The following is a 19,296-nucleotide window of genomic DNA, read 5'->3' as shown; positions in this document are numbered from 1 at the left end:
GCGGCGGCGAGCCGTTTCTTGGCGCCCTCCAGCCAGGACTCACAGTGATCGGCGAGGGCTTCACCCCGCTCCCAGAGGGTGAGTGACTGCTCGAGGCTGACTCCGCCGGCTTCGAGCTGGGTGACGACGGACAGCAGCTCTTCGCGGGCCTGCTCATAGGAGAGGGCCGCGACGTCGCCCCCGGTGGGGGAAGAGGTGTTCTGGCTCATTCGGGAGTGTCCTTTGCTGGTGGATTAACGTGCCTGGCCGCGCTGCGGGGTCTAGGTGAGGTAGCCGTTCGCAGGATCGTCGTCGCCCATGGTCACTTCTGCGGAGAACGTACCGGCGGCGACCCGCACCTGCACCTGGTCGCCCGGCTCGACGGAGGCGGCCTCACGCACCACACTGCCGTCGTGCAACTGGACCACGGCATAGCCGCGGTCGAGGGTTTTCTGCGGGGACAGCGCCCGCACCTGCGCACGAAGGTGGCGGACACTGTCGGACTCACGATCCACGGCGGCGACGGCGGACCGGTGTGTGCGCTCCCTGAGCCGTGCGACGTCGGCCTCGCGCACATCGATCATCCCCTCGGGCCGGGCGAGGGAGGGCCGCGACCTCAGGTGGGCCAGACGCTCCGTCTCACGGCCCACCAGGGTGCCCACCGCGCGCTCAAGGGACGCCCGGGCCCGGCCGATGCGCTGAAGCTCCTCGGCGACGTCGGGAACCACGCGCTTTGCCGCGTCGGTAGGGGTGGAAGCCCGCAGGTCGGCTACTTCATCCAGCAGGGGACGGTCAGCTTCGTGGCCGATGGCACTCACCACCGGTGTGGTGGCGGCAGCGACCGCGCGGACCATCTCCTCACTGCTGAAGGGGAGCAGGTCCTCGAGAGCGCCGCCGCCGCGGGCGATGATGATGACGTCCACGTCCTCCAGGGCGTCGAGCTCGGCCAGGGCGGCCGTCACCTGGGCGACGCAGCTTCCGCCCTGTACCGCCACCTCACGGATTTCGAACTCCACGGCGGGCCACCGGCGCGAGGCGTTCTGCAGCACGTCCTTCATGGCGTCGGAGCCGCGGCCGGTGATGAGGCCGATGCGGTGCGGAAGCAGGGGCAGCGGGCGCTTGCGCTGGGGGGAGAAGAGCCCCTCCCCGGCGAGGAGTTGGCGCAGGCGCTCTATCCGGGCGAGCAGGTCGCCGAGGCCCACCGGCCTGATGTCGCGGGTCTGCATGGACAACCGGCCGGTCTTGACCCAGAAGTCCGGCTTCAGCTGCGCCACCACCCGGGAACCGCGCTCGAGCGGCAGCGGAAGCCGGTCCAGCACGCTGGAGAAGACGGTCAGCGAGAGCGACACCTCGGCGTTCACATCCCGCAGCGTGATGAAGCACATGTTCGCCCGCCGGTTGAGTTCGATCACCTGCCCTTCGATCCAGGCGGCAGGGGCACGCTCGATGTGGGCTTTCAGCTTTTCGGAAAGCACGTGCAGGGGCCACGGCGACTCGGCGGACGTTTCAGCGGCCGTGCCCGGCAGGGTTGTGGCCGGCGCAGTGGGAGGCCGACCGGAGCCCGGTGTCCCCGCGCGGGCCGCGGATCCGTCGGGCAGGGACGGAGACTGGTGGGACGGTGGCTGCTGGGACGGAGAGTGGTGGGACGGAGACTGGTGGGACGGTGGCTGCTGGGACGGAGACTGGTGGGACGGAGGCGGCGGGGAAGAAGCCGGCGCGGAAGGGGACATGCGGAGGCCGCCGCCGCTCGTGTTCTCGCTTGTCATCAGCGTCTGCTCCTTCTTCGATCGTGGCAGCGCATCGTCAACTCCATGTCTACCAGCTTGCACCGACAAAGCCCGGTATCGGTCCGCTATGTGCGGAACGGTCCCGCCATCGGGGCCTCTCTCGAGGCACCGCAACCCTGGGAACGGGCATAATCGAAGGTTCAGCCGGATCCCCGACCCTCAGCCGGATCCCCGACCCTCAGCCGGATCCCCGACCCAAGGACTCCATGCGTACCCTTGCCTCAGCCGTTTTCGCCCTGCTCGCGCTCGTCCTGACTGCCGGCGCCCTCTCGGCGGTGTGGGTCGAGGAGAACCTCGTCCAGGAGCAGGGGTTCGTGGCGCTCGCCGCACCGCTCGGCGACGATCCGAGGTTCCAGGCGGCCCTCTCGGATTCACTGGCAGCCGAGGTGGTGGGAAGCGCCGGCCTGCCGGGCCGGATCACCGACGTGATCGAGCCGGTCATTGCCGACGCGGCGTCGTCCGTCACCGGGTCCGCCGCGTACCCGTCGGCGTGGAACGAAACGCTCCGGATCTCCCACGCCGTCACGTTCGCGGGAGTACCGGCGGGCACCGGCGACGCTGCGCCGGCTGCTCTGTCCCTCGACCTCGGTCCGGTGGCGCGGCTGGTCGCGGACACCGCAGCCTCGAGCCTCGGGATCGACGTTCCCGTTCCGTCGGACACGACAGTGGACATCGGGTCCTTCGAGCGGGGAGGGCTCGTCCGGATCGTGGCGGATGCGGCCGGGAACTGGCCGCTGATTGCCGGGGCAGCCGGTATCTGCGCCCTGCTGGCAGTGTTGATCGCCCGACGGCGAGGCACCACGATTGCACTGCTGGGGTGCGGCGTCGCGCTCATCGGCCTCGCCGGCTGGTTCGCGGCGTCCCTGGTGCCGGGCGCGGCGGTGGCGGCAGCCGGGCAGAACGGGGTTGCACAGGTCTTCGCCGAAGGCCTGGCCGGCCGGGTTGCCCTCGATCTCGCCGAGTCGTCCCTGCCCGTTCTGGTGGCGGGAGGCATCGCCGTCGTGATCGGTGGAGCGCTGAGGCTCACGCTTGAGCGGAGCACGCGGAGTTAGCCCTGCGCGAAGAACCCGTCCCGGCAGGCTGCGGCCGGCAGCGAACCGTTAGCATTGAGGGATGACCAGCACTGCAGTCCAGGTCCCCATGCCCACCGTTCCACGGCGTCGCCGTTCGCCGGAGGAAGTGCACACCGCTTCCCCGGTGGAAGGTACCCGGCGCGTCCTTCTTGCAGCACCCCGCGGTTACTGCGCGGGAGTGGACCGCGCGGTCATTGCGGTGGAGAAGGCGATCGAACACTACGGACCACCCGTGTATGTGCGCAAGCAGATCGTCCACAACCTGCACGTCGTGTCGACCCTCGAAGCCAAGGGCGCCATCTTCGTCGATGAGACCGACGAGGTTCCCGAGGGGGCCCTCGTGGTGTTCTCCGCGCACGGGGTGTCGCCCGCCGTCGTGCAGTCAGCCGCGGACCGCGGACTCCGCACGATCGATGCCACCTGTCCGCTGGTGACCAAGGTCCACCGCGAGGCGCAGCGCTTTGCCCGGGATGATTTCGACATCCTCCTCATCGGCCATGAGGGTCACGAGGAGGTCGAGGGTACGGCCGGGGAGGCCCCCGAGCACATTCAGATCGTCAACGGACCCGAGGACGTCGACAAGGTCCGGGTTCGCGATCCTGAACGGCTCATCTGGTTGTCCCAGACCACGCTCAGCGTTGACGAGACCATGCTCACCGTGAACCTGCTCAAGGAGCGCTTCCCGACCCTGCAGGATCCGCCGAGCGACGACATCTGCTACGCGACCTCGAACCGACAGGCGGCGATCAAGAAGATTGCACCCGAGTCGGACCTCGTGATCGTCGTCGGGTCGGCCAACTCCTCCAACTCCGTGCGCCTCGTGGAAGTCGCGCTGGAGTACGGGGCGAAGGCCTCCTACCGGATCGACTTCGCGAACGAGGTGGATGAAACCTGGTTCGAAGGCGTCTCCACCATCGGTGTCTCGTCCGGGGCATCGGTGCCGGAGAATCTTGTGCAGGATGTCCTGCGGCTCCTCGGTGACTACGGCTACGGGGACGTCGAGGAAGTCGTGACGGCGCAGGAGGACATCATCTTTTCCCTGCCGAAGGAAATCCGGTCGGCACTCAAGGCGATGGGGGACACCACGTCGAACCGCGGCGGGAACCTCAAGCGCAACGGGCAGGGCACCCTCAACTAGCGTCAGGCGGTTCCGTACCGAGGCGGCAAGGCCATGCCGGCATCGCCCGCGTCCTCGTCGGGGCGGTCCATGAGTTCCGGTGCGCTCAGGGAGCGCGGTGCCGCATCGACCGCCGCAGCGCCGGGAAGCCCGCCTTCGGTGGAGGCAAGTGAGGCCGCATCGAAGGCGCCGATCCGGCGCGCTGTGGGCAGGACACGCGTTTCCAGTGCCCCGACGAACGAGTTGTACTTCTCCACGGACGTCCGAAGGGAGGCTCCCAGGCGCGTGACATGGGTTCCCATTGTTCCGAGCCGCTCGTACAGCTGGCGCGACAGGTCGAAGAGTTCACGGGCGTTCTCCGTCAGCACGTCCTGGCGCCAGCTGAAGGCGGCACCTTTGAGAATGCCGAGAAGCGACACCGGCGAGGCAAGCGCCACGTTACGGCTGAAGGCATAGTCGAGGAGTTCCGGGTCGGCCCGGAGTGCGGCGGATAACACGGACTCCACCGGGATGAAGCAGATGACCAGTTCGGGGGAGTTGCTGGTGCCTTCCCAGTACTTCTTCTTCGCGAGTGCGTCGACGTGCGCACGAAGCGCTTTGGCATGCTGTTTCAGCAGTTCGCTCCGCTCGGACGCCGCGGACCCCTCAGACGGAGACCCGTCGCCGCCCGGAAGCTCCTGTGCCCGGAGAAATGCCGACAGCGGCACCTTTGCGTCGATCACCAGCTGCTTGTCTCCGGGGAGCTTCACCACCATGTCGGGACGTGCGAGAGCTGCCGGGCCGTCCACCGCATGCAGGCCGCCGGAACCTGCGGGGAACGATGCCTGCTCCAGGAAGTCGACCCGGTCCAGCATTCCCGCGGCCTCGACCACGCGGCGCAGCTGCACCTCGCCCCACTGGCCCCGGGCGCTGTTGCTTCGCAGCGCTGCGGCCAGCGAGTGCGTGGTGCTCAGCAGTCGGGCGTCAGCGTCGCGTGCCTCTTCCAGCTGCCGTGCCAGCTGCCCGTACTGTTCCACGCGGTCGCGCTCCAGCAGTCCCACCTGCAGCTGGACCTGCGTGAGCTTCTCCGCCACGGGCGCGAGGGCCCTCAGGACGTCGGTCTCCTCCGAGGACCGCCCCGACAGCTCACGGTTATGGTGCGAAAGGAGATTCCGTTCCGCCGTCGCAGCGGCGAGGGCCGACGTCGTGCTTCCCAGGCGGTTCACGGCGTCGTCGAGCTCTTCGCGAAGGACGGCAGCATGCCGGCGCATCAGCAGGGCGACAAGGATGCCTCCTCCGACACAACCCAGCACGAAGGCGAGGAGGACCAGGGCAACCGCAAGACTGTTCATACGATCACTGTGCCACCACGCGGTGACCTTTTCCGCCGAAGCGCTCCGGCGATAGCATGCGGTATGAACCGCCACCGCCACTGGCTGGGCCCCTGAGGCCCGGTAGACTCTATTCCCGTGGCTCTAACTATCGGCATCGTCGGCCTGCCCAACGTCGGCAAATCAACCCTCTTCAACGCGCTGACCCGCAACAACGTTCTGGCGGCGAACTATCCGTTCGCCACCATCGAGCCGAATGTCGGCGTGGTCAGCCTTCCCGACCCGCGCCTTGCACAGCTCGCCGACGTCTTCGGGTCGAAGCAGATCCTGCCGGCCACCGTCTCCTTCGTGGACATCGCGGGGATAGTCAAAGGCGCCTCGGAGGGTGAGGGCTTAGGCAACAAGTTCCTCGCAAACATCCGTGAGGCCGAGGCCATCGCCCAGGTCATCCGCGTCTTCGATGATCCCGACGTCATCCACGTCGACGGCAAGGTCGATCCCCGCTCTGACATGGAGACCATCAACACGGAATTGATTCTCGCCGACCTGCAGACCCTCGAGAAGGCAATTCCGCGCGTCGAGAAGGAAGTGAAGATCAAGAAGCGTGAGGCCGCGCAGCTCACCGCGATGCAGGCGGCCCAGACCGTTCTGGAGCGCGGCGACACGATTTTCTCCTCGGTGAAGAGCGACATGCTCGAGATGGAGCACCTGCGTGAGCTGAGCCTGCTCACCGCCAAGCCCTTCATCTACGTGTTCAACGTCGACGACGCGGTGCTCGGGAGCCCGGAGCGCCAGGAGGAACTACGCACGCTAGTGGCGCCGGCCGACTGCATCTTCCTCGATGCGAAGCTCGAAGCCGACCTCGTGGAGCTCGACGAAGCCGAGGCCCGCGAGATGCTCGAGATGAACGGCCAGGAGGAGTCGGGGCTGGATCAGCTGGCGCGCGTCGGCTTCCATACCCTCGGGCTGCAGACCTACCTCACCGCCGGTCCCAAGGAAACCCGCGCCTGGACGATCAAGAAGGGTGCCACGGCCCCGGAGGCCGCAGGGGTCATCCACTCGGATTTCCAGCGCGGCTTCATCAAGGCCGAGGTTGTCCACTTCGAGGACCTCATGGACGCCCGGACCATGGCCGAAGCCAAGTCCCGCGGCAAGGTGCGCATTGAAGGCAAGGAATACGTCATGTCCGACGGCGACGTCGTTGAGTTCAGGTTCAATGTCTGACCGGCAGGTCAGCCGACGGGACGAACGCTGCGGCCCGCTTCCCACTGTGCAGGCGCCACGGTAAACCTTCCATCACCAGACTTGAGCACTGCGGGGAGCACGGCCAGGCCCTCGTCCGGGTGATGTGGCCTGCTAGCCTCTCTTCATGCGCAAGACGTCGGCACGAGGCCCCGACACCGCTGGAGGGGAGCGCGTACTGATCCTGTCCGCAGGGGTGGGATCGGGGCACAACAGTGCCGCGGCGGCGGTGCAGGAGGCGTGCGCCGCGCGCGACGACATCGCCGAGGTGCAGGTGCTGGACGTGCTGCAGGTGAGTAGCGTGCTCTACCGCGCACTGCTGGGAAAGGGCTACTTCGTCCTGGTCGAGGGTGCGCCCTGGCTGGTCGAGTGGGGCTACGACCTCAGCGACCCGCCGTTCCGGCGCCGCGGCCCGATCGACCCCTGGACACGGGCGAACGCCGTTCCGGTCATCGGTGCGATCAGGCGATTCCGCCCGACCGCGATCGTGTGCACGCACTTCCTGCCGGCCCAGCTGTTGGCGTCACTGCTCCTTCGCGGCGTGATCGACGCGAGGACCGCCGTCGTGACGACGGACTACGACTTCCAGGGGCTGTGGCTCCCGGGCGCGTTCCACGCGCTCTTCGTGGCCAGGGAGGAGGGGAGGGAGGAGCTGATGGCGCTCGGCCTTCCTCCCGACCGCGTCGCGGCCACGGGCATCCCGATCGCCCGACAGCTCGATGCCGCGCCCGCGCGCGATACCGACGAGCCCCCGATGCTGCTGATCTCGGCGGGCGCGACCGGTGGCGACTATGCCGTCTCGGTGGTGCGGCAGACGATGCACATGCGTACGCCGTTCACGGCCACGGTGGTGTGCGGACGCAACGATGCGCTGCGGCAGCGCATCGAGCAGTTGGTCGCGTCCGCCGGCGACCGCTACAGTGTGCTCGGCTTCACGGCGGAGATGCCGCAGTTGCTGCGCCGCGCCGACCTGTTCGTGGGCAAGCCGGGCGGGCTGTCGGCGTCGGAGTGCATGGCTGCGGGGCTGCCCATGGTGCTGGTGAATCCCATCCCGGGGCAGGAGGTTCGCAACGGCGACTACCTGTTGGAGCAGGGGGCTGCCGTCCGGTGCAACACCGCCGCGACGATCGGCTGGAAGATCGACGAGGTGCTCCGCGAGCCGGGGCGCCTGCAGCGGATGCAGGTGGCGGCGCGGAGAATCGGACGCCCTGATGCCGCGGCGGATGTGCTGACCGGTCTGCTGGACGGGCCGTTCCGTCCGCTGGTCGTGACCCGCGCGGCGCAGAAGACGATCCACGCCGCGAGCGAGCAGCGCCTGGTCGCGGCCGATCTGACGGGACCCTCCTCGCTGGTCCGCCTGGTCGACTCGGCCGCGGGTAGCACGGTCGCGCTGCTGCAAGCCCAGGAGCTGGGGGATCTGCAGAGGCGGTACGCGACTCCGAACGGGGATCTGGTGCTTCAGCGCGGCCAGGCGCCCGTGTCGCTCCGGTGGGAGGCGCGGCGGTTGCTGCGCGCCATGCTGCGGGGCGACGACGCGCTGCCCGTCCGCGTCGAGGGGCTCTCGAAACCCCTGCGTGTCCTTCCCGGGTGACCGGCGGACGGCACAAATCGACCTCAGGTCGGCCGACCGTCCGAGGCGCCTTCCTCGTCGATCGGTCGCACAGGGCGCCGCAACCGGGCTGCGTCCGCCCAGCTGCCCGGGCTGTGCTGGGCGGCGAGCAGGGCCCAGTCGCCCTCGCGGGGGGACCAGTGCCGTGTGGCCGGATCGCGCTGCAGGGTGGGCCCCGCATCCAGGGGAACCCGCACTGTCGTCTCCTCGCCGGGCTGCAGCAACACCTTCCGGAAACCCAGGAGCTGAGCCACCGGCCTGCGGACGGACACGTCCGCGGCGTAGACCTGGACGACAGTCGAGCCCTCGCGGCCGCCGGTGTTCGTGACGAGCACGTCCGCGTTGCCGCCCGTGTCGTCGAATTCATGGTCGAGAAGCCGATGCTCGATCGTCGTGTAGCCCAGACCGAATCCGAACGGGAATGCGGGTGTGTGTCCCTCGCCGTCGAGCCGGCGCTGACCCCATATGTCGTCGTAGACGACGGATTTCGCCGCGCGGTCGAACGGTGGCAGATGCGCGGCGTCCGTCGGCAGCACGAAGGGCAGCCGCCCGCCGGGCTCCGCACTGCCGGTCAGCACGCTCGCGAGTGCGCGGCCGCCCTCCATACCGCCGTACCAGGCGATGAGGAGCGCCGGCACGCGGTCCCGCCACGCCTCCATGAGGATCGCGCTGCCGCCGATCAGCACGACGACGGTCCGAGGGTTCGCGGCGACCACCGCGTGGATGAGGTGCACATCGGAGGGGCGCAGGTCGAGCGAGTTGCGGTCGCCTCCACGGACGAAACGCGACGCCAGGTGAGCAAGACCGATGAGCAACCGACGGAGGGGACCCGAGCCGAAGGCCCGACCGAGCACGCCCACGTCGACGCCGCCGGTGACCACGGACTCGCCCTCGTCGTGCTGGTCCAGGCCGACGACGACGATCGCCAGCTCTGCGGCGGCTGCCAGAGCGGCCGCGGCGCGCTCGTTCCTCCCGGAAGTGGTCGTGATCCGCACCCAGGGAAGTGCCTCGCGCAGCCCCTGCAACGGTGAGACCGTGGAGGGTGGCCGAACGCGTGACGAGCCATGATCGCCGAGGTTCGCCCGCGCCGCGAGCCGTCCGATCACCGCGACATGCCGGGTGGCGGACGCCAACGGCAGAAGCGGTGCCGCGCCGACGGTCTCGTTCTTGAGGAGCACGATCGACTCCGCAGCGACCTGGTGGGCAAGCGCCCGGTGCGCCGGGGAGGCGATGAGGGCAGGGGACGGGCTCATCGACTCCCGGGTCGCGGCATGCAGCACGCACGTGCGCAGGATTCGGCGCGCGGACCGCAGCACAGTCGCGCGGGCCAGGTCGCCGCTGCGCAGCGCGGCCGGCAGATCACGGGCGCGCAGCAGCCGCAGCGGCATCTCCACATCCATCCCCGCCTCCAGGCTGGCGACCGCGTCGTGGGTACCGAACACCCAGTCGCTCGTCACGAACCCCGGGAAGCCCCATTCGTGCCGCAAGACATCCGTCAGCAGGGCGCGATTGACGTCCATATATTCGCCCCGCACCCGGTTGTAGGAACTCATCACGGAGTCGGCGCCGGCTTCCACGACGGCCTTGAAATGCGGCAGGTACACCTCGTGCAGGGCGTGTTCGTCGACCGACACGTCGACCTCGAAGCGTTCGTCCTCCATCGTGTTGAGCGCGAAGTGCTTCACGCACGCCATCACGTGCACGCGTACGCCTCGGGTGAGGGCCGATCCCATCCGGCCGGTGAGCACCGGATCCTCCCCGTAGCACTCCTGCGCCCGGCCCCACGCGGGGTGGCGAAGCAGGTTCACGCAGGCGGAGGCGGAGTAGTTTGCTCCGCACGCCCTGGTCTCGAGACCGATCACGAGTCCGACCCGTTCCTCCAGGGACGGGTCCCAGGTCGCTGCCCGTGCCATCGTCACAGGGAAGGCGGTGGAGGCCCCGATCACGACGCCGCGGCCGCCGTCGCTGAACCTGATGCCCGGGATGCCGAGCCGCGGGACCGCCCCGGCCACGAAAGGCCGCCGACCGAGCAGCATCGGGACGAGCGGGAGAACCAGCCCGGGGGAGTCGCCGTCGAGCAGTCCGAGGATCTCCCCGTCCGTCATCCGGTCGATCAGTTTATCCGCGGCCTCATCCGCGTCGAGCTCGCCCACCCGGACTGCCCGGACTGCCTCGCTGTACGCGGCGCCCTCCGTCGTCATCGTGTCCGTCGGTGCCGGCTCTTGCGCTCGTGCTGCCCGGCGCCCTTCAGTCATCTTCATGCACCAAATTCTGCACCCTGTGGGTGCGCGAGCGCGGAAGCGCGGCATTGCGGACTGACGCGCTGCTGCTCGTATGATCGTCTGATGCCGGAAATCCAGCAGATACCCGCCGCACACACCAGCCGGACCTGGGCGCGCATCGTGACTGAAGTCTTCGCGCCCACTGTGCTCGTAGGTGTCCTCCTGCTGTTGCAGCCCCTGCTTTCTCCAGGCGTGACGTGGACCCAGACCATCACAGCAGCAGTCTTCAGCGTAGGTCTGCCGTTCACATTGGTCCTGTGGCTGAAGCATCGCGGATCCGTCACTGACCACCATGTCAGCGTCCGCGAACACAGGGCCCCTGTCATGGCCGCCGCAGCCCTCTCGCTGGGGATTGGTGCTCTGCTGCTGGTGCTCCTGCAGGCACCGGCGGTGCTCTTCGGCGAGATCGGCGGAGTCTTCATCGGTCTGGTGCTCTGTCTGATGGCGAACCTGGTGTGGAAGCTCTCTGTTCATTCGGCCGTGGCCGCGTATGTCGGACTGGCCCTGCTCGTGCCTGTTCCGGTCATCGGACCAGCACTGGCTCTGCTGCTTGCATCAGCGGTGGGATGGTCCAGGGTGAAACTGGGCGACCACACACCCGGACAGGTGCTGGCCGGTTATGCTGCCGGCTGCCTGGCTTTTGCAGCCGCATTGCTCCTGCCTTGACGCTGCGGGACCGCGAAACAGCCCAGCTGGAGGCTCGTTCGGCAGCCAGTGCTGCGATGCTCCCGGCAGACGGCGTCCGCTTTATCGTTGAGGTATGAATTCCGGCCCCTGTGTGCGCCTCGTTCTGCCGCATCAGCTCTTCGATCAGCATCTCGACGTTGCAGGCGGCACCGTGTTCGTGCTCATCGAGCATGACCTTCTCTTTCGCCAGTACGCGTTCCATTCGCACAAGCTGATCCTGCATCGCGCGTCGTTGACCCGCTTCGCACGACGCCTGAGCGAGCACGGCTACGAGGTGAAAGTCCTTAGAAGCGAAGCCGACCATAGCTCCTCCGATCAGCTCGCCGAGTTCGTTCGGAACCGCGGCCCGGTGCAGGTGACCTGGTTCGACGTGGTCGATGACTGGCTCGAGCAGGATCTGTTCGCTGGGCTCGCTGACGGCGGCTACCAGATGCGCCAGGAAGACGTGCTGGAGACACCGAACTTCCTCACTGACCGTGAGCAGATCGATGACTGGTTCTCACACAACGACCCCCGTATGCAGGATTTCTATGTGTGGCAACGCCGTCGACTCGGCATTCTGCTCGACGACGGGGAACCCCTCGGCGGGAGGTGGTCCTTCGATGCCGAAAACCGCAGGAAGCTTCCTCGCGGGTACACTCCCCAGGTCGTGGGCCGATTCGCGCGCCACCCGGTGCTCCAGCGCGAGGGGACCTTCGATATCGAAGCGCTGATGGCGGACGCCGACGAGGTCGGTGACGGGGTGCCTCCCGAGGTCGACCTCGCGATCGCCTGGGTCAGTGCGGAGTTTCCAAACGCTCCGGGGGATCCCCACCTGTTTGCCTGGCCCACGAGCGGCGACGAAGCCCGGAAGCATCTTCAGGAGTTCGTCCGCGAACGCCTGGGCGAGTTCGGGCCCTACGAGGACGCGATCTCCACGGCGCACCCGTTCGTCGCCCACGGACTGCTGACCGCCGCGCTGAACATCGGACTGCTGGATCCGCGGGACGTCGTACGGACGGTACTCGAGGGAGCCGATTCCAGTATCCCGCTCGCCTCCGTCGAGGGGTTCGTGCGGCAGGTGATCGGTTGGCGGGAATACATGCGAGCCACCTACCGGACCAGCGGCCGCCGGATGCGTACGTCTAACCACCTCGACCACCAGAACGCACTCGGGGACGGGTGGTGGGACGCGAGCACCGGATTGGCGCCCGTGGACATGGTCATCTCCCGAGTGCTCGCTACCGGGTATGCCCACCACATCGAGCGGCTGATGGTGCTCGGCAACGCGATGTCCCTGCTGCGGATTCATCCCGATCGGGTCTACGAATGGTTCATGGAGCTGTTCATCGACGCGTACGACTGGGTGATGGTCCCCAACGTCTACGCGATGAGCCAGTTCGCCGCGGGGGAGGAGATCACCACCAAGCCCTATGTATCGGGCAGCAACTACCTGCGGAAGATGTCAGATCTCCCCGCGGGGCAGTGGATGGCCGATTGGGATGGTCTGTACTGGACGTTCGTCGAGGATCACCGTGTGGTCCTGGAAGCAAACCCGCGGATGCGACTGGTCGTCTCCCAGCTTGAAGACATGGACCCGACCACGCGGGACGGCCATCGACGTCACGCTGAGGCTCTCCTCGACGTCGGGCACGAAACGCCGGTGCTGAGAACGACGCCGCCGAGCGACAGGACTCGTGAATCGTGAAAAAGGCCCGGACGGCGACGTCGTGGAGTTCCGCCTCGACGGATAGGTGAACGGAAGGGCTGCAGGGCACTCATGCCATGGATGCCCTGCAGCCCCGCCTGCCCTCGACGCCCGCTTCTGGACGCACCGGGCCACTTCCAGTGGAGCAAGGTCGCCGGGAAAGGTCGAGCACCACCGGAAATGGAGGGGTCCCTTGACAGCCCGACTCCGTGCGTCTTGACACAGCTTTGGGACGCACGGCCGGATGTACTCGCGCGTGCGGAAGGGTCAGGATGCCCTGGAGTGCCGTTCCGCATTCCTCTGGTCGGACTCGTGCTGCGGGGTGAACGACTGCAGGTACTGCTGCAGGGCGCTCTCACTGACGCGGTAGGAGCGGCCGAACCGGACCCCGGTCAGCGCCCCGGACTGCAGCAGGCGGTACACCGTCATCCTCGACACGCGCATGATCCCGGCCACTTCGGCGACAGTGAGAAGGTCTCGTGGAAGTTCAATACTGGACATTGTTCATTCATCCGATCTCTTGGTCGCAGACCCCCGCTGGGGCGCGATCCGTGCGCCACGCTGGGATTTGCCGGGCGGAGCAGGGATTGCCAGCCCCCTATGCTACCCAATAGCAAGCCTGCTGATCATCATTTGGTGTCCGGTCTCACAGCGGGCCGGGGTATGCCGAAGGGCGGCCGGAACCCGCCGAACATTTTGGTTGCTTTTCGATAACAACGATGATCGCCGTGGCGATTCGGTACTTGGCGGTAACCCGGCGCGGTTAGGATTCTGCTCACGTGATGCGCGCCACTTCACCGAAGTACGCGTCCACCGCCATGTCACATGACATTGAGTGAAGCTGGGTCCACACCAAGAAAGAGGAGGCGGAATGCGTTTCGGACGTACTTCCAAAGCCGTGGGGGTCGCAGCAGTAGCTGCGCTCGCACTGAGCGCCTGCACTGCCAACACCGGTACTGAAACACCTGAAAGCGCCGATGCCGAAGCGACCGGCGGAGAAGTCCGCGTCGTCGAAGTGAACGCCTTCAGTTCCTTCAACTCCGGCACGTCGGAGGGCAACGTCGATATCAACGGCAAGATTGCCTACGCGACCCATTCGGGGTTCAACTACATCAACAACGATCTTGAAGTTGTACCGAACGAAGACTTCGGCACCTACGAGGTGCTGTCTGAGGATCCTTTGAGTGTGAAGTACACCGTGAACGAGGGCGTGAACTGGTCCGACGGCGAACCAGTCGACGCGGGCGATCTCCTCCTTGCCTGGGCGATCGGTTCCGGTCACTTCAACGACTCGACCACCGACGACGCCGGGGAGGTCACCTCCGGCACCACCTACTTCGACTACGCGGGCGACACCGGCGGTCTCGGCCTCACCGAGCTCCCCGAGGTGGGTGATGACGGCCGCTCGATCACCCTGGAATACTCGGAACCGTTCGCCGACTACGAAGTAGCGTTCGGCACGATGACCGAGGGCGGTATCGGCATGCCGGCGCACGTCGTCGCGACCAACGGCGGCCTGGCCGATGAGGAGGCGCTGATCGAACTCATCCGGACGACGCCCGAGGGTGATCCGGCAGCTCCCGAGGAGCGGCCGGAACTGCAGGCCGTCGCGGACTTCTGGAACGCCGGGTTCGACACCAAGTCACTGCCGACCGACCAGTCGCTGTACCTTTCCAACGGCCCGTACATCGTCTCCGCCATCACGCCCGACCAGTCGATGACGCTGACGCGCAACGAGGATTACGACTGGGGCCCCATGCCGAGCGTCGACGAGATCACCATCCGCTACATCGGTGAGGCCCCGGCGCAGGTGCAGGCACTGCAGAACGGCGAAGTCGACATCATCGCTCCCCAGGCCTCGGCCGACACGGTGGAGCAGCTCGAGGCGCTCGAGGGCATCACCGTCGAACGCGGCAACCAGCTGTCCTACGACCACCTCGACCTCAACTTCTCCGGCGTCTTCGCTGAGGAGAGTGTGCGCGAGGCGTTCATGAAGACGGTGCCACGCCAGCAGATCGTGGACTCGATCATCAAGAAGCTGAACCCCGAGGCCGCACCGCTCGATTCGCAGCTCTTCCTGTCGGATCAGGACGGCTATGAGGAAACCATCGCCAACAACGGCTCCGCGGAGTACGCCGAGGCCGACATCGAGGGCGCGCGGGAACTCCTCGCGGGAGCCACTCCCGAGGTCCGCATCATGTACAACCGGGACAATCCCAACCGCCTTGACGCCTACACGCTGATCGCGGAGTCCGCGTCGCAGGCCGGCTTCAACGTCGTCGACGGCGGCCTGGGAGCGTCCGACTGGGGATCAGCACTCGGTAACGGTACCTATGACGCCTCCATCTTCGGCTGGATCAATTCGGGCGTCGGCGTGTCCGGTGTCCCGCAGATCTTCAAGTCGGCGAACGGCTCGAACTTCAACGGGTTCACGAGCCCTGAAGCCGATGCCCTCATGGACCAGCTCATCGTTGAAACCGATCCCGAGGAGCAGAAGCGCCTCCAGATCGAGATCGACAAGTTCATCTGGGACTCCAGCTATGGCCTGCCCCTGTTCCAGGTGCCCGGCGTCGACGCCTACAGCGATACCGTCACCGGTGTTGCCTACATGCCCAACCAGACCGGCGTCTGGTGGAACTTCTGGGACTGGCAGGTAACGCAGTAACGCTCCGCCCTCGCTCGTAACCGAACGGAACTCGTAACCGAACGGGAATCGTCACCGAACGGAAGGCGCCGGGACCGGATATCCACCGGTCGCGGCGCCTTTCGACGTACTGCGCGCCGGCGGAAAGCGCCGCACGATTCCGGACCGGATCCGGCACGGGCCGAATTCCACCCCTTGGTGACCTGCATTACACTGACGCCGTGGGACGCTGGGACCCACGGGAACCTACTTTGAGGCAAAGACAATATGGTGACTTACATCGTGCGGCGGCTGGTGACCGCCGTCCTGATCCTTTTCGGAGCGTCATACCTGGTGTACCTCCTGACAGCGGCGTCGGGGGACCCGCTGGCGGACCTGCAAGCGAGCAACGCCCCGAACCGGGACCAGCTCATCCAGGCGCGCACGGAGCTGCTGAACCTCAACACTCCGGCGCCGCTGCGCTACTTCGGCTGGCTGTCGGGCGCCGTGAAATGCGTGATCCCGTTCGCCGGTTCGTGCGACCTCGGACAGAGCATCCAGGGTGAAGCGGTGGTTGATGCCCTCGCGCGTGCAATGGGCAATACCATCCTCCTCGTCACCACGGCGACGGTCCTTGCCATCATCATCGGCATCTCGCTCGGCATCGTCACGGCACTGCGCCAGTACAGCGGACTGGATTACGGCGTCACCTTCATGGCCTTCCTCTTCTTCTCCCTGCCGATCTTCTGGCTTGCGGTTCTCCTCAAGGAATTCGGCGCCATCGGCTTCAACAACTTCCTGACGGACCCGGAAATTCCATTGACCACCGTGGTCGTGGTCGCCCTGGCCAGCGGAATCATCTGGGCGGTCTTCGCTGGTGGTTCACTGAAGCGCAAGGGAATCGCGTTCCTGCTGGGTGCAGTTCTCGCCGGGGGACTGCTGGCCGTGCTCGACGCCGTCGGCTGGTTCGTGGAACCGGGCCTCGGGCCCGTCGTCATCCTCGTATCCGGAGTGGCCATCGCCTACGGGATCACCCTGCTCAGCGCGGGCCTCAAGAACAGGCGCGCCCTCGGTTCCGCCCTGATCATGGTGGCCCTCGGCCTGGTCGCCTATTACGTCGTCAACCCGCTGCTGGCCGGCGCCACCCTGTGGCTGATCGTCCTCCTCGCGGCCATCACCGTGGTCGTCGGCCTCGTCGTCGGCTACGTTCTGGGCGGCTACGACCGCGGCCAGAGCATGCGCTCCGCCGCAATCACCGGGCTCCTCATGGGCGGGCTGATCGTGCTTGATCGGTTCATGGTCACCTGGCCGCTGTACACCGGCAGCTCCCGTATCCGGGGCCGGCCCATCGCGACCATCGGAGCATCCACGCCGGGCCTCGAAGGTGACTTCTGGATCATGGGCCTCGATTCCTTCACCCACCTCCTCCTGCCGACCCTCGCACTGCTGCTGGCGTCCCTGGCGAGCTACAGCCGGTACTCCCGTGCATCGATGCTCGAGATCATGAGCATGGACTACATCCGGACGGCTCGGGCGAAGGGCCTGTCGGAGCGGACCGTCGTGATGCGGCACGCGTTCCGGAACGCCCTGATCCCCCTCGCCACGCTGGTCGCCTTCGACATCGGAGCGCTGATCGGTGGTGCCGTCATCACCGAGCAGGTGTTCGCCTTCGCGGGGATGGGCCAGCTCTTCATCTCTGCCCTCGCGCGTACGGATCCGAACCCCATCATGGGATTCTTCCTCGTGGTCGGCATCCTCGCCCTGGTCTTCAACCTCATCGCGGACCTCGCCTACTCGTTCCTTGACCCACGCGTAAGGGTGAAAGCATGACCATCCAGAACACCTCCAAGTCCCCGGGCAGTGACCCCGGCCCCTCGCCCGTGGCTGAAGGAGGCTCCGTCGAGCCGGAGCTGAAGGGCCTCTCCCAGGGCCAGATCGTGCGCAAGCGCTTCTTCGACAACACGGCGGCTATCATCAGCCTCGTGGTGTTCGCGCTCGTCCTGATCCTCTCGTTCTCGTCCCTCGGATTCGCGGGCATTCCGGGATGGTGGAAGTACAACCACACCGAGTTCCTGCCCGTCGTCAACGGGGGTGCGCCGACGTACACGAACATCTTCAGCTGGGGTGACCATCCGTTCGGGCAGGATGCCATCGGGCGGGACTACTTCGCCATGACCATGCGCGGCGCGCAGAACTCCATCATCATCATGTTCCTGATCGGCTCGATCTCAGGAATCGTCGGCGTGGTCATCGGTGCCTGCTCCGGCTACTTCCGCGGAATGACGGAGGCCGTGCTCATGCGGTTCACGGACATCATCATCATCATTCCCCTGATCGTGCTCGCGGCGGTTCTCGGGCGGAACGTCGGGGCGTCGCTGGGGGAGGGCGTCCGCGTGTACTTCCTCGGGATCTTCCTCGGCCTCATCGCGTGGACCGGCATGGCCCGCCTGGTCCGCGGAGAATTCCTGTCACTGCGCGAGCGGGAATTCGTCGACGCCGCGAAGATCGCCGGTGCCTCGAACCGAAGGATCATCTTCAAGCACATCCTCCCGAATGCGGTGGGCGTGATCATCGTCAACACCACGCTCCTGATGGCGGCCGCGATCCTCCTCGAAACCGGACTGAGCTATATCGGATTCGGCGTGCAGGCGCCCGACGTGTCGCTCGGGCTGAACATCAGCCAGAATGAGCAGGCGTTCCAGACGCGGCCGTGGCTGTTCTGGTTCCCCGGGCTGTTCATCGTGCTGATCTGTCTCACCATCAACTTCATCGGCGACGGACTCCGCGACGCCTTCGACCCGCGGCAGAAGAAGTTCAATGTACGCAAGGCCGGGACCACAGCGTGAGCCGGCTCCGCCCCGGCGGCTCTGCCCGTCTCAGCTCAGCCCCCGCCGTCTCACCCCGTGCCCTGGGACGCGACGCTGGCACCCAGAAGAACCAGGGCCGGCACGATCAGGATCCAGTTCACCCGACGCGTGACGCGCGCGGAATCCGTCTGATCGACGTCGAGCTCCCCGCTGTCGATCATCGATTCCCACCGGGACCTCACCAGGAACGCCGCGTAGCCGGAATCGGTGTGCTTGAGGTCGCCCGGACGAACCGAGGCTCCGGGGCCGTAGCTGGACGCGGGCAGATTGGTCAGGTGTTCCACCTTCCCGGCATGGGTTCCCCACACCCCGGGTGCGGGCGCCGCCCACGCCGAGTAGGACCGTCGGGGGGTGACGAGCTGAAGGGCGTATTTCGTGTCCACGTGGACGAGCGCGGCCCAGGGGACGCTGATCGTCGCGAGCGGATTCCGCAGTGTCACGGCGGTGCGGTCCACGACGACGGTGGGATACCAGAACAGCCACCACGCCCCGTAGGCGACGGCGAGCAGGGGCCAGGCGCCCAGCAGTCCGGCGGGCCCCTCGGTCGCGGCAAGCGAAACGAGTCCCATCCCCACGAGGACGAACGCGATGAGGGTGAACCATTTGCTGGTCCGCGGTTTGAACACCAGAGCCGCGGGAGTGTCTTCGGGTGTGTTCATGCACCCATAGTTTCAGGATCCTGGGCCGTCCCGGCGCAGCACGCCGTCAGTGGTGCACCGGACCGGCACTTAACGGAAGGAAGCACATCATGAATCCGGAACTTATCGGCAGTACCGGCGACCTACGCCCGGCTCCTCCCGGAGGACAGGGGCCTGTCCTCGAGGTGCGGAATCTCAGCGTGCACTTCGGCGTCGAGAAGAAATGGGTCCCGGCAGCCGTCAATCTCAACTACCACGTCAATGCGGGCGAAGTACTCGCGATCGTCGGTGAATCAGGGTCCGGCAAGAGCGCCAGTTCGATGTCCCTGCTGGGTCTGCTGCCGTCGAACAGCCGCGTGACCGGCCAGGTGCTGCTCAACGGCAGGTCAGTACTC

Annotated in this window: 16 protein-coding genes; 10 read left to right on the top strand and 6 right to left on the bottom strand. The window is 66.7% G+C overall.

Features of this window, described 5'->3' with window-relative positions; translation table 11 throughout:
* A partial coding sequence (locus Y704_RS0114265) for an exodeoxyribonuclease VII small subunit (protein WP_026550617.1) occupies positions 1 to 209 on the bottom strand: 209 nt, incomplete at its 3' end.
* Positions 210 to 260: 51 nt separating this feature from the next.
* Positions 261 to 1,505 carry an exodeoxyribonuclease VII large subunit gene (gene xseA / locus Y704_RS0114260; RefSeq protein ID WP_026550616.1) on the bottom strand — a complete coding sequence of 415 codons (1,245 nt, stop codon included), beginning with the start codon at positions 1,503 to 1,505 and terminating at the stop codon, positions 261 to 263.
* A gap of 467 nt (positions 1,506 to 1,972) precedes the next feature.
* Between xseA and Y704_RS21510 the strand changes: the two genes are divergently transcribed.
* Positions 1,973 to 2,818 carry a hypothetical protein gene (locus Y704_RS21510; protein WP_051477110.1) on the top strand — a complete coding sequence of 282 codons (846 nt, stop codon included), beginning with the start codon at positions 1,973 to 1,975 and terminating at the stop codon, positions 2,816 to 2,818.
* 61 nt (positions 2,819 to 2,879) lie between these two features.
* Entirely contained in the window at positions 2,880 to 3,977 is a 1,098-nt protein-coding gene (locus Y704_RS0114245) for a 4-hydroxy-3-methylbut-2-enyl diphosphate reductase (RefSeq protein WP_026550615.1), read from the top strand.
* A gap of 2 nt (positions 3,978 to 3,979) precedes the next feature.
* Here Y704_RS0114245 and Y704_RS21505 read toward each other — a convergent pair whose 3' ends face one another.
* Positions 3,980 to 5,287, bottom strand: a complete 1,308-nt coding sequence (locus tag Y704_RS21505; RefSeq protein WP_051477107.1) for a DNA recombination protein RmuC — start codon at positions 5,285 to 5,287, stop codon at positions 3,980 to 3,982.
* A 117-nt stretch (positions 5,288 to 5,404) separates the two neighbouring features.
* Between Y704_RS21505 and ychF the strand changes: the two genes are divergently transcribed.
* Positions 5,405 to 6,490 carry a redox-regulated ATPase YchF gene (ychF, locus tag Y704_RS0114235; RefSeq protein ID WP_026550614.1) on the top strand — a complete coding sequence of 362 codons (1,086 nt, stop codon included), beginning with the start codon at positions 5,405 to 5,407 and terminating at the stop codon, positions 6,488 to 6,490.
* 145 nt (positions 6,491 to 6,635) lie between these two features.
* Positions 6,636 to 8,099, top strand: coding sequence for an MGDG synthase family glycosyltransferase (locus Y704_RS0114230; RefSeq protein WP_026550613.1), 1,464 nt, complete (start codon positions 6,636 to 6,638; stop codon positions 8,097 to 8,099).
* Positions 8,100 to 8,122: 23 nt separating this feature from the next.
* Here the strand turns inward: Y704_RS0114230 and Y704_RS0114225 are convergent, their stop codons facing one another.
* Entirely contained in the window at positions 8,123 to 10,378 is a 2,256-nt protein-coding gene (locus Y704_RS0114225; protein ID WP_026550612.1) for a beta-glucosidase family protein, read from the bottom strand.
* A gap of 84 nt (positions 10,379 to 10,462) precedes the next feature.
* On the opposite strand from Y704_RS0114225, the gene Y704_RS21500 reads away from it, so the two are divergent.
* A complete protein-coding gene (locus Y704_RS21500) occupies positions 10,463 to 11,065 on the top strand; it encodes a phosphatase PAP2 family protein (RefSeq protein ID WP_051477105.1) in 603 nt (200 codons plus the stop codon).
* 94 nt (positions 11,066 to 11,159) lie between these two features.
* Entirely contained in the window at positions 11,160 to 12,773 is a 1,614-nt protein-coding gene (locus Y704_RS0114215) for a cryptochrome/photolyase family protein (RefSeq protein ID WP_026550611.1), read from the top strand.
* Between the two features lie 267 nt (positions 12,774 to 13,040).
* On the opposite strand, the gene Y704_RS21495 is transcribed toward Y704_RS0114215, so the two are convergent.
* Positions 13,041 to 13,274 carry a helix-turn-helix domain-containing protein gene (locus tag Y704_RS21495; RefSeq protein WP_035772875.1) on the bottom strand — a complete coding sequence of 78 codons (234 nt, stop codon included), beginning with the start codon at positions 13,272 to 13,274 and terminating at the stop codon, positions 13,041 to 13,043.
* Between the two features lie 370 nt (positions 13,275 to 13,644).
* On the opposite strand from Y704_RS21495, the gene Y704_RS0114205 reads away from it, so the two are divergent.
* From Y704_RS0114205 to Y704_RS21490, 3 genes are all read left to right on the top strand, one after another.
* Entirely contained in the window at positions 13,645 to 15,438 is a 1,794-nt protein-coding gene (locus Y704_RS0114205; protein WP_026550610.1) for an ABC transporter family substrate-binding protein, read from the top strand.
* A 246-nt stretch (positions 15,439 to 15,684) separates the two neighbouring features.
* Positions 15,685 to 17,226, top strand: coding sequence for an ABC transporter permease (locus Y704_RS0114200; RefSeq protein ID WP_026550609.1), 1,542 nt, complete (start codon positions 15,685 to 15,687; stop codon positions 17,224 to 17,226).
* Positions 17,223 to 18,242 (top strand): ABC transporter permease, encoded by a 1,020-nt coding sequence (locus Y704_RS21490; RefSeq protein WP_081747673.1) that lies wholly within the window; start codon positions 17,223 to 17,225, stop codon positions 18,240 to 18,242. The genes Y704_RS0114200 and Y704_RS21490 overlap by 4 nt, the downstream gene beginning before the upstream one ends.
* Before the next feature lie 50 nt (positions 18,243 to 18,292).
* Here Y704_RS21490 and Y704_RS0114190 read toward each other — a convergent pair whose 3' ends face one another.
* The gene (locus Y704_RS0114190) at positions 18,293 to 18,922 is read right to left on the bottom strand and encodes a PH domain-containing protein (RefSeq protein ID WP_026550608.1); all 630 of its coding nucleotides are present in this window, start codon (positions 18,920 to 18,922) and stop codon (positions 18,293 to 18,295) included.
* Between the two features lie 89 nt (positions 18,923 to 19,011).
* Between Y704_RS0114190 and Y704_RS21485 the strand changes: the two genes are divergently transcribed.
* Positions 19,012 to 19,296, top strand: a 285-nt coding sequence (locus Y704_RS21485) for an ATP-binding cassette domain-containing protein (RefSeq protein ID WP_035772873.1), incomplete at its 3' end; no start/stop codon positions are given.

This window comes from Arthrobacter sp. Br18, from assembly GCF_000520555.1.
In the GTDB taxonomy this organism is placed as follows: Bacteria; Actinomycetota; Actinomycetes; order Actinomycetales; family Micrococcaceae; genus Arthrobacter_D.
The sequence above is the reverse complement of the archived record's forward strand: the minus strand, read 5'-3'. Positions and strand labels throughout refer to the sequence as shown.

Coding starts and splice junctions, on each gene's coding strand:
- Y704_RS21510 (WP_051477110.1), top strand. CDS start 1,973: ATGCGTACCCTTGCCTCAGCCGTTTTCGCCCTGCTCGCGCTCGTCCTG.
- Y704_RS0114245 (WP_026550615.1), top strand. CDS start 2,880: ATGACCAGCACTGCAGTCCAGGTCCCCATGCCCACCGTTCCACGGCGT.
- Y704_RS21505 (WP_051477107.1), bottom strand. CDS start 5,287: ATGAACAGTCTTGCGGTTGCCCTGGTCCTCCTCGCCTTCGTGCTGGGT.
- Y704_RS0114230 (WP_026550613.1), top strand. CDS start 6,636: ATGCGCAAGACGTCGGCACGAGGCCCCGACACCGCTGGAGGGGAGCGC.
- Y704_RS0114225 (WP_026550612.1), bottom strand. CDS start 10,378: ATGAAGATGACTGAAGGGCGCCGGGCAGCACGAGCGCAAGAGCCGGCA.
- Y704_RS21500 (WP_051477105.1), top strand. CDS start 10,463: ATGCCGGAAATCCAGCAGATACCCGCCGCACACACCAGCCGGACCTGG.
- Y704_RS0114215 (WP_026550611.1), top strand. CDS start 11,160: ATGAATTCCGGCCCCTGTGTGCGCCTCGTTCTGCCGCATCAGCTCTTC.
- Y704_RS21495 (WP_035772875.1), bottom strand. CDS start 13,274: ATGTCCAGTATTGAACTTCCACGAGACCTTCTCACTGTCGCCGAAGTG.
- Y704_RS0114205 (WP_026550610.1), top strand. CDS start 13,645: ATGCGTTTCGGACGTACTTCCAAAGCCGTGGGGGTCGCAGCAGTAGCT.
- Y704_RS0114200 (WP_026550609.1), top strand. CDS start 15,685: ATGGTGACTTACATCGTGCGGCGGCTGGTGACCGCCGTCCTGATCCTT.
- Y704_RS21490 (WP_081747673.1), top strand. CDS start 17,223: ATGACCATCCAGAACACCTCCAAGTCCCCGGGCAGTGACCCCGGCCCC.
- Y704_RS0114190 (WP_026550608.1), bottom strand. CDS start 18,922: ATGAACACACCCGAAGACACTCCCGCGGCTCTGGTGTTCAAACCGCGG.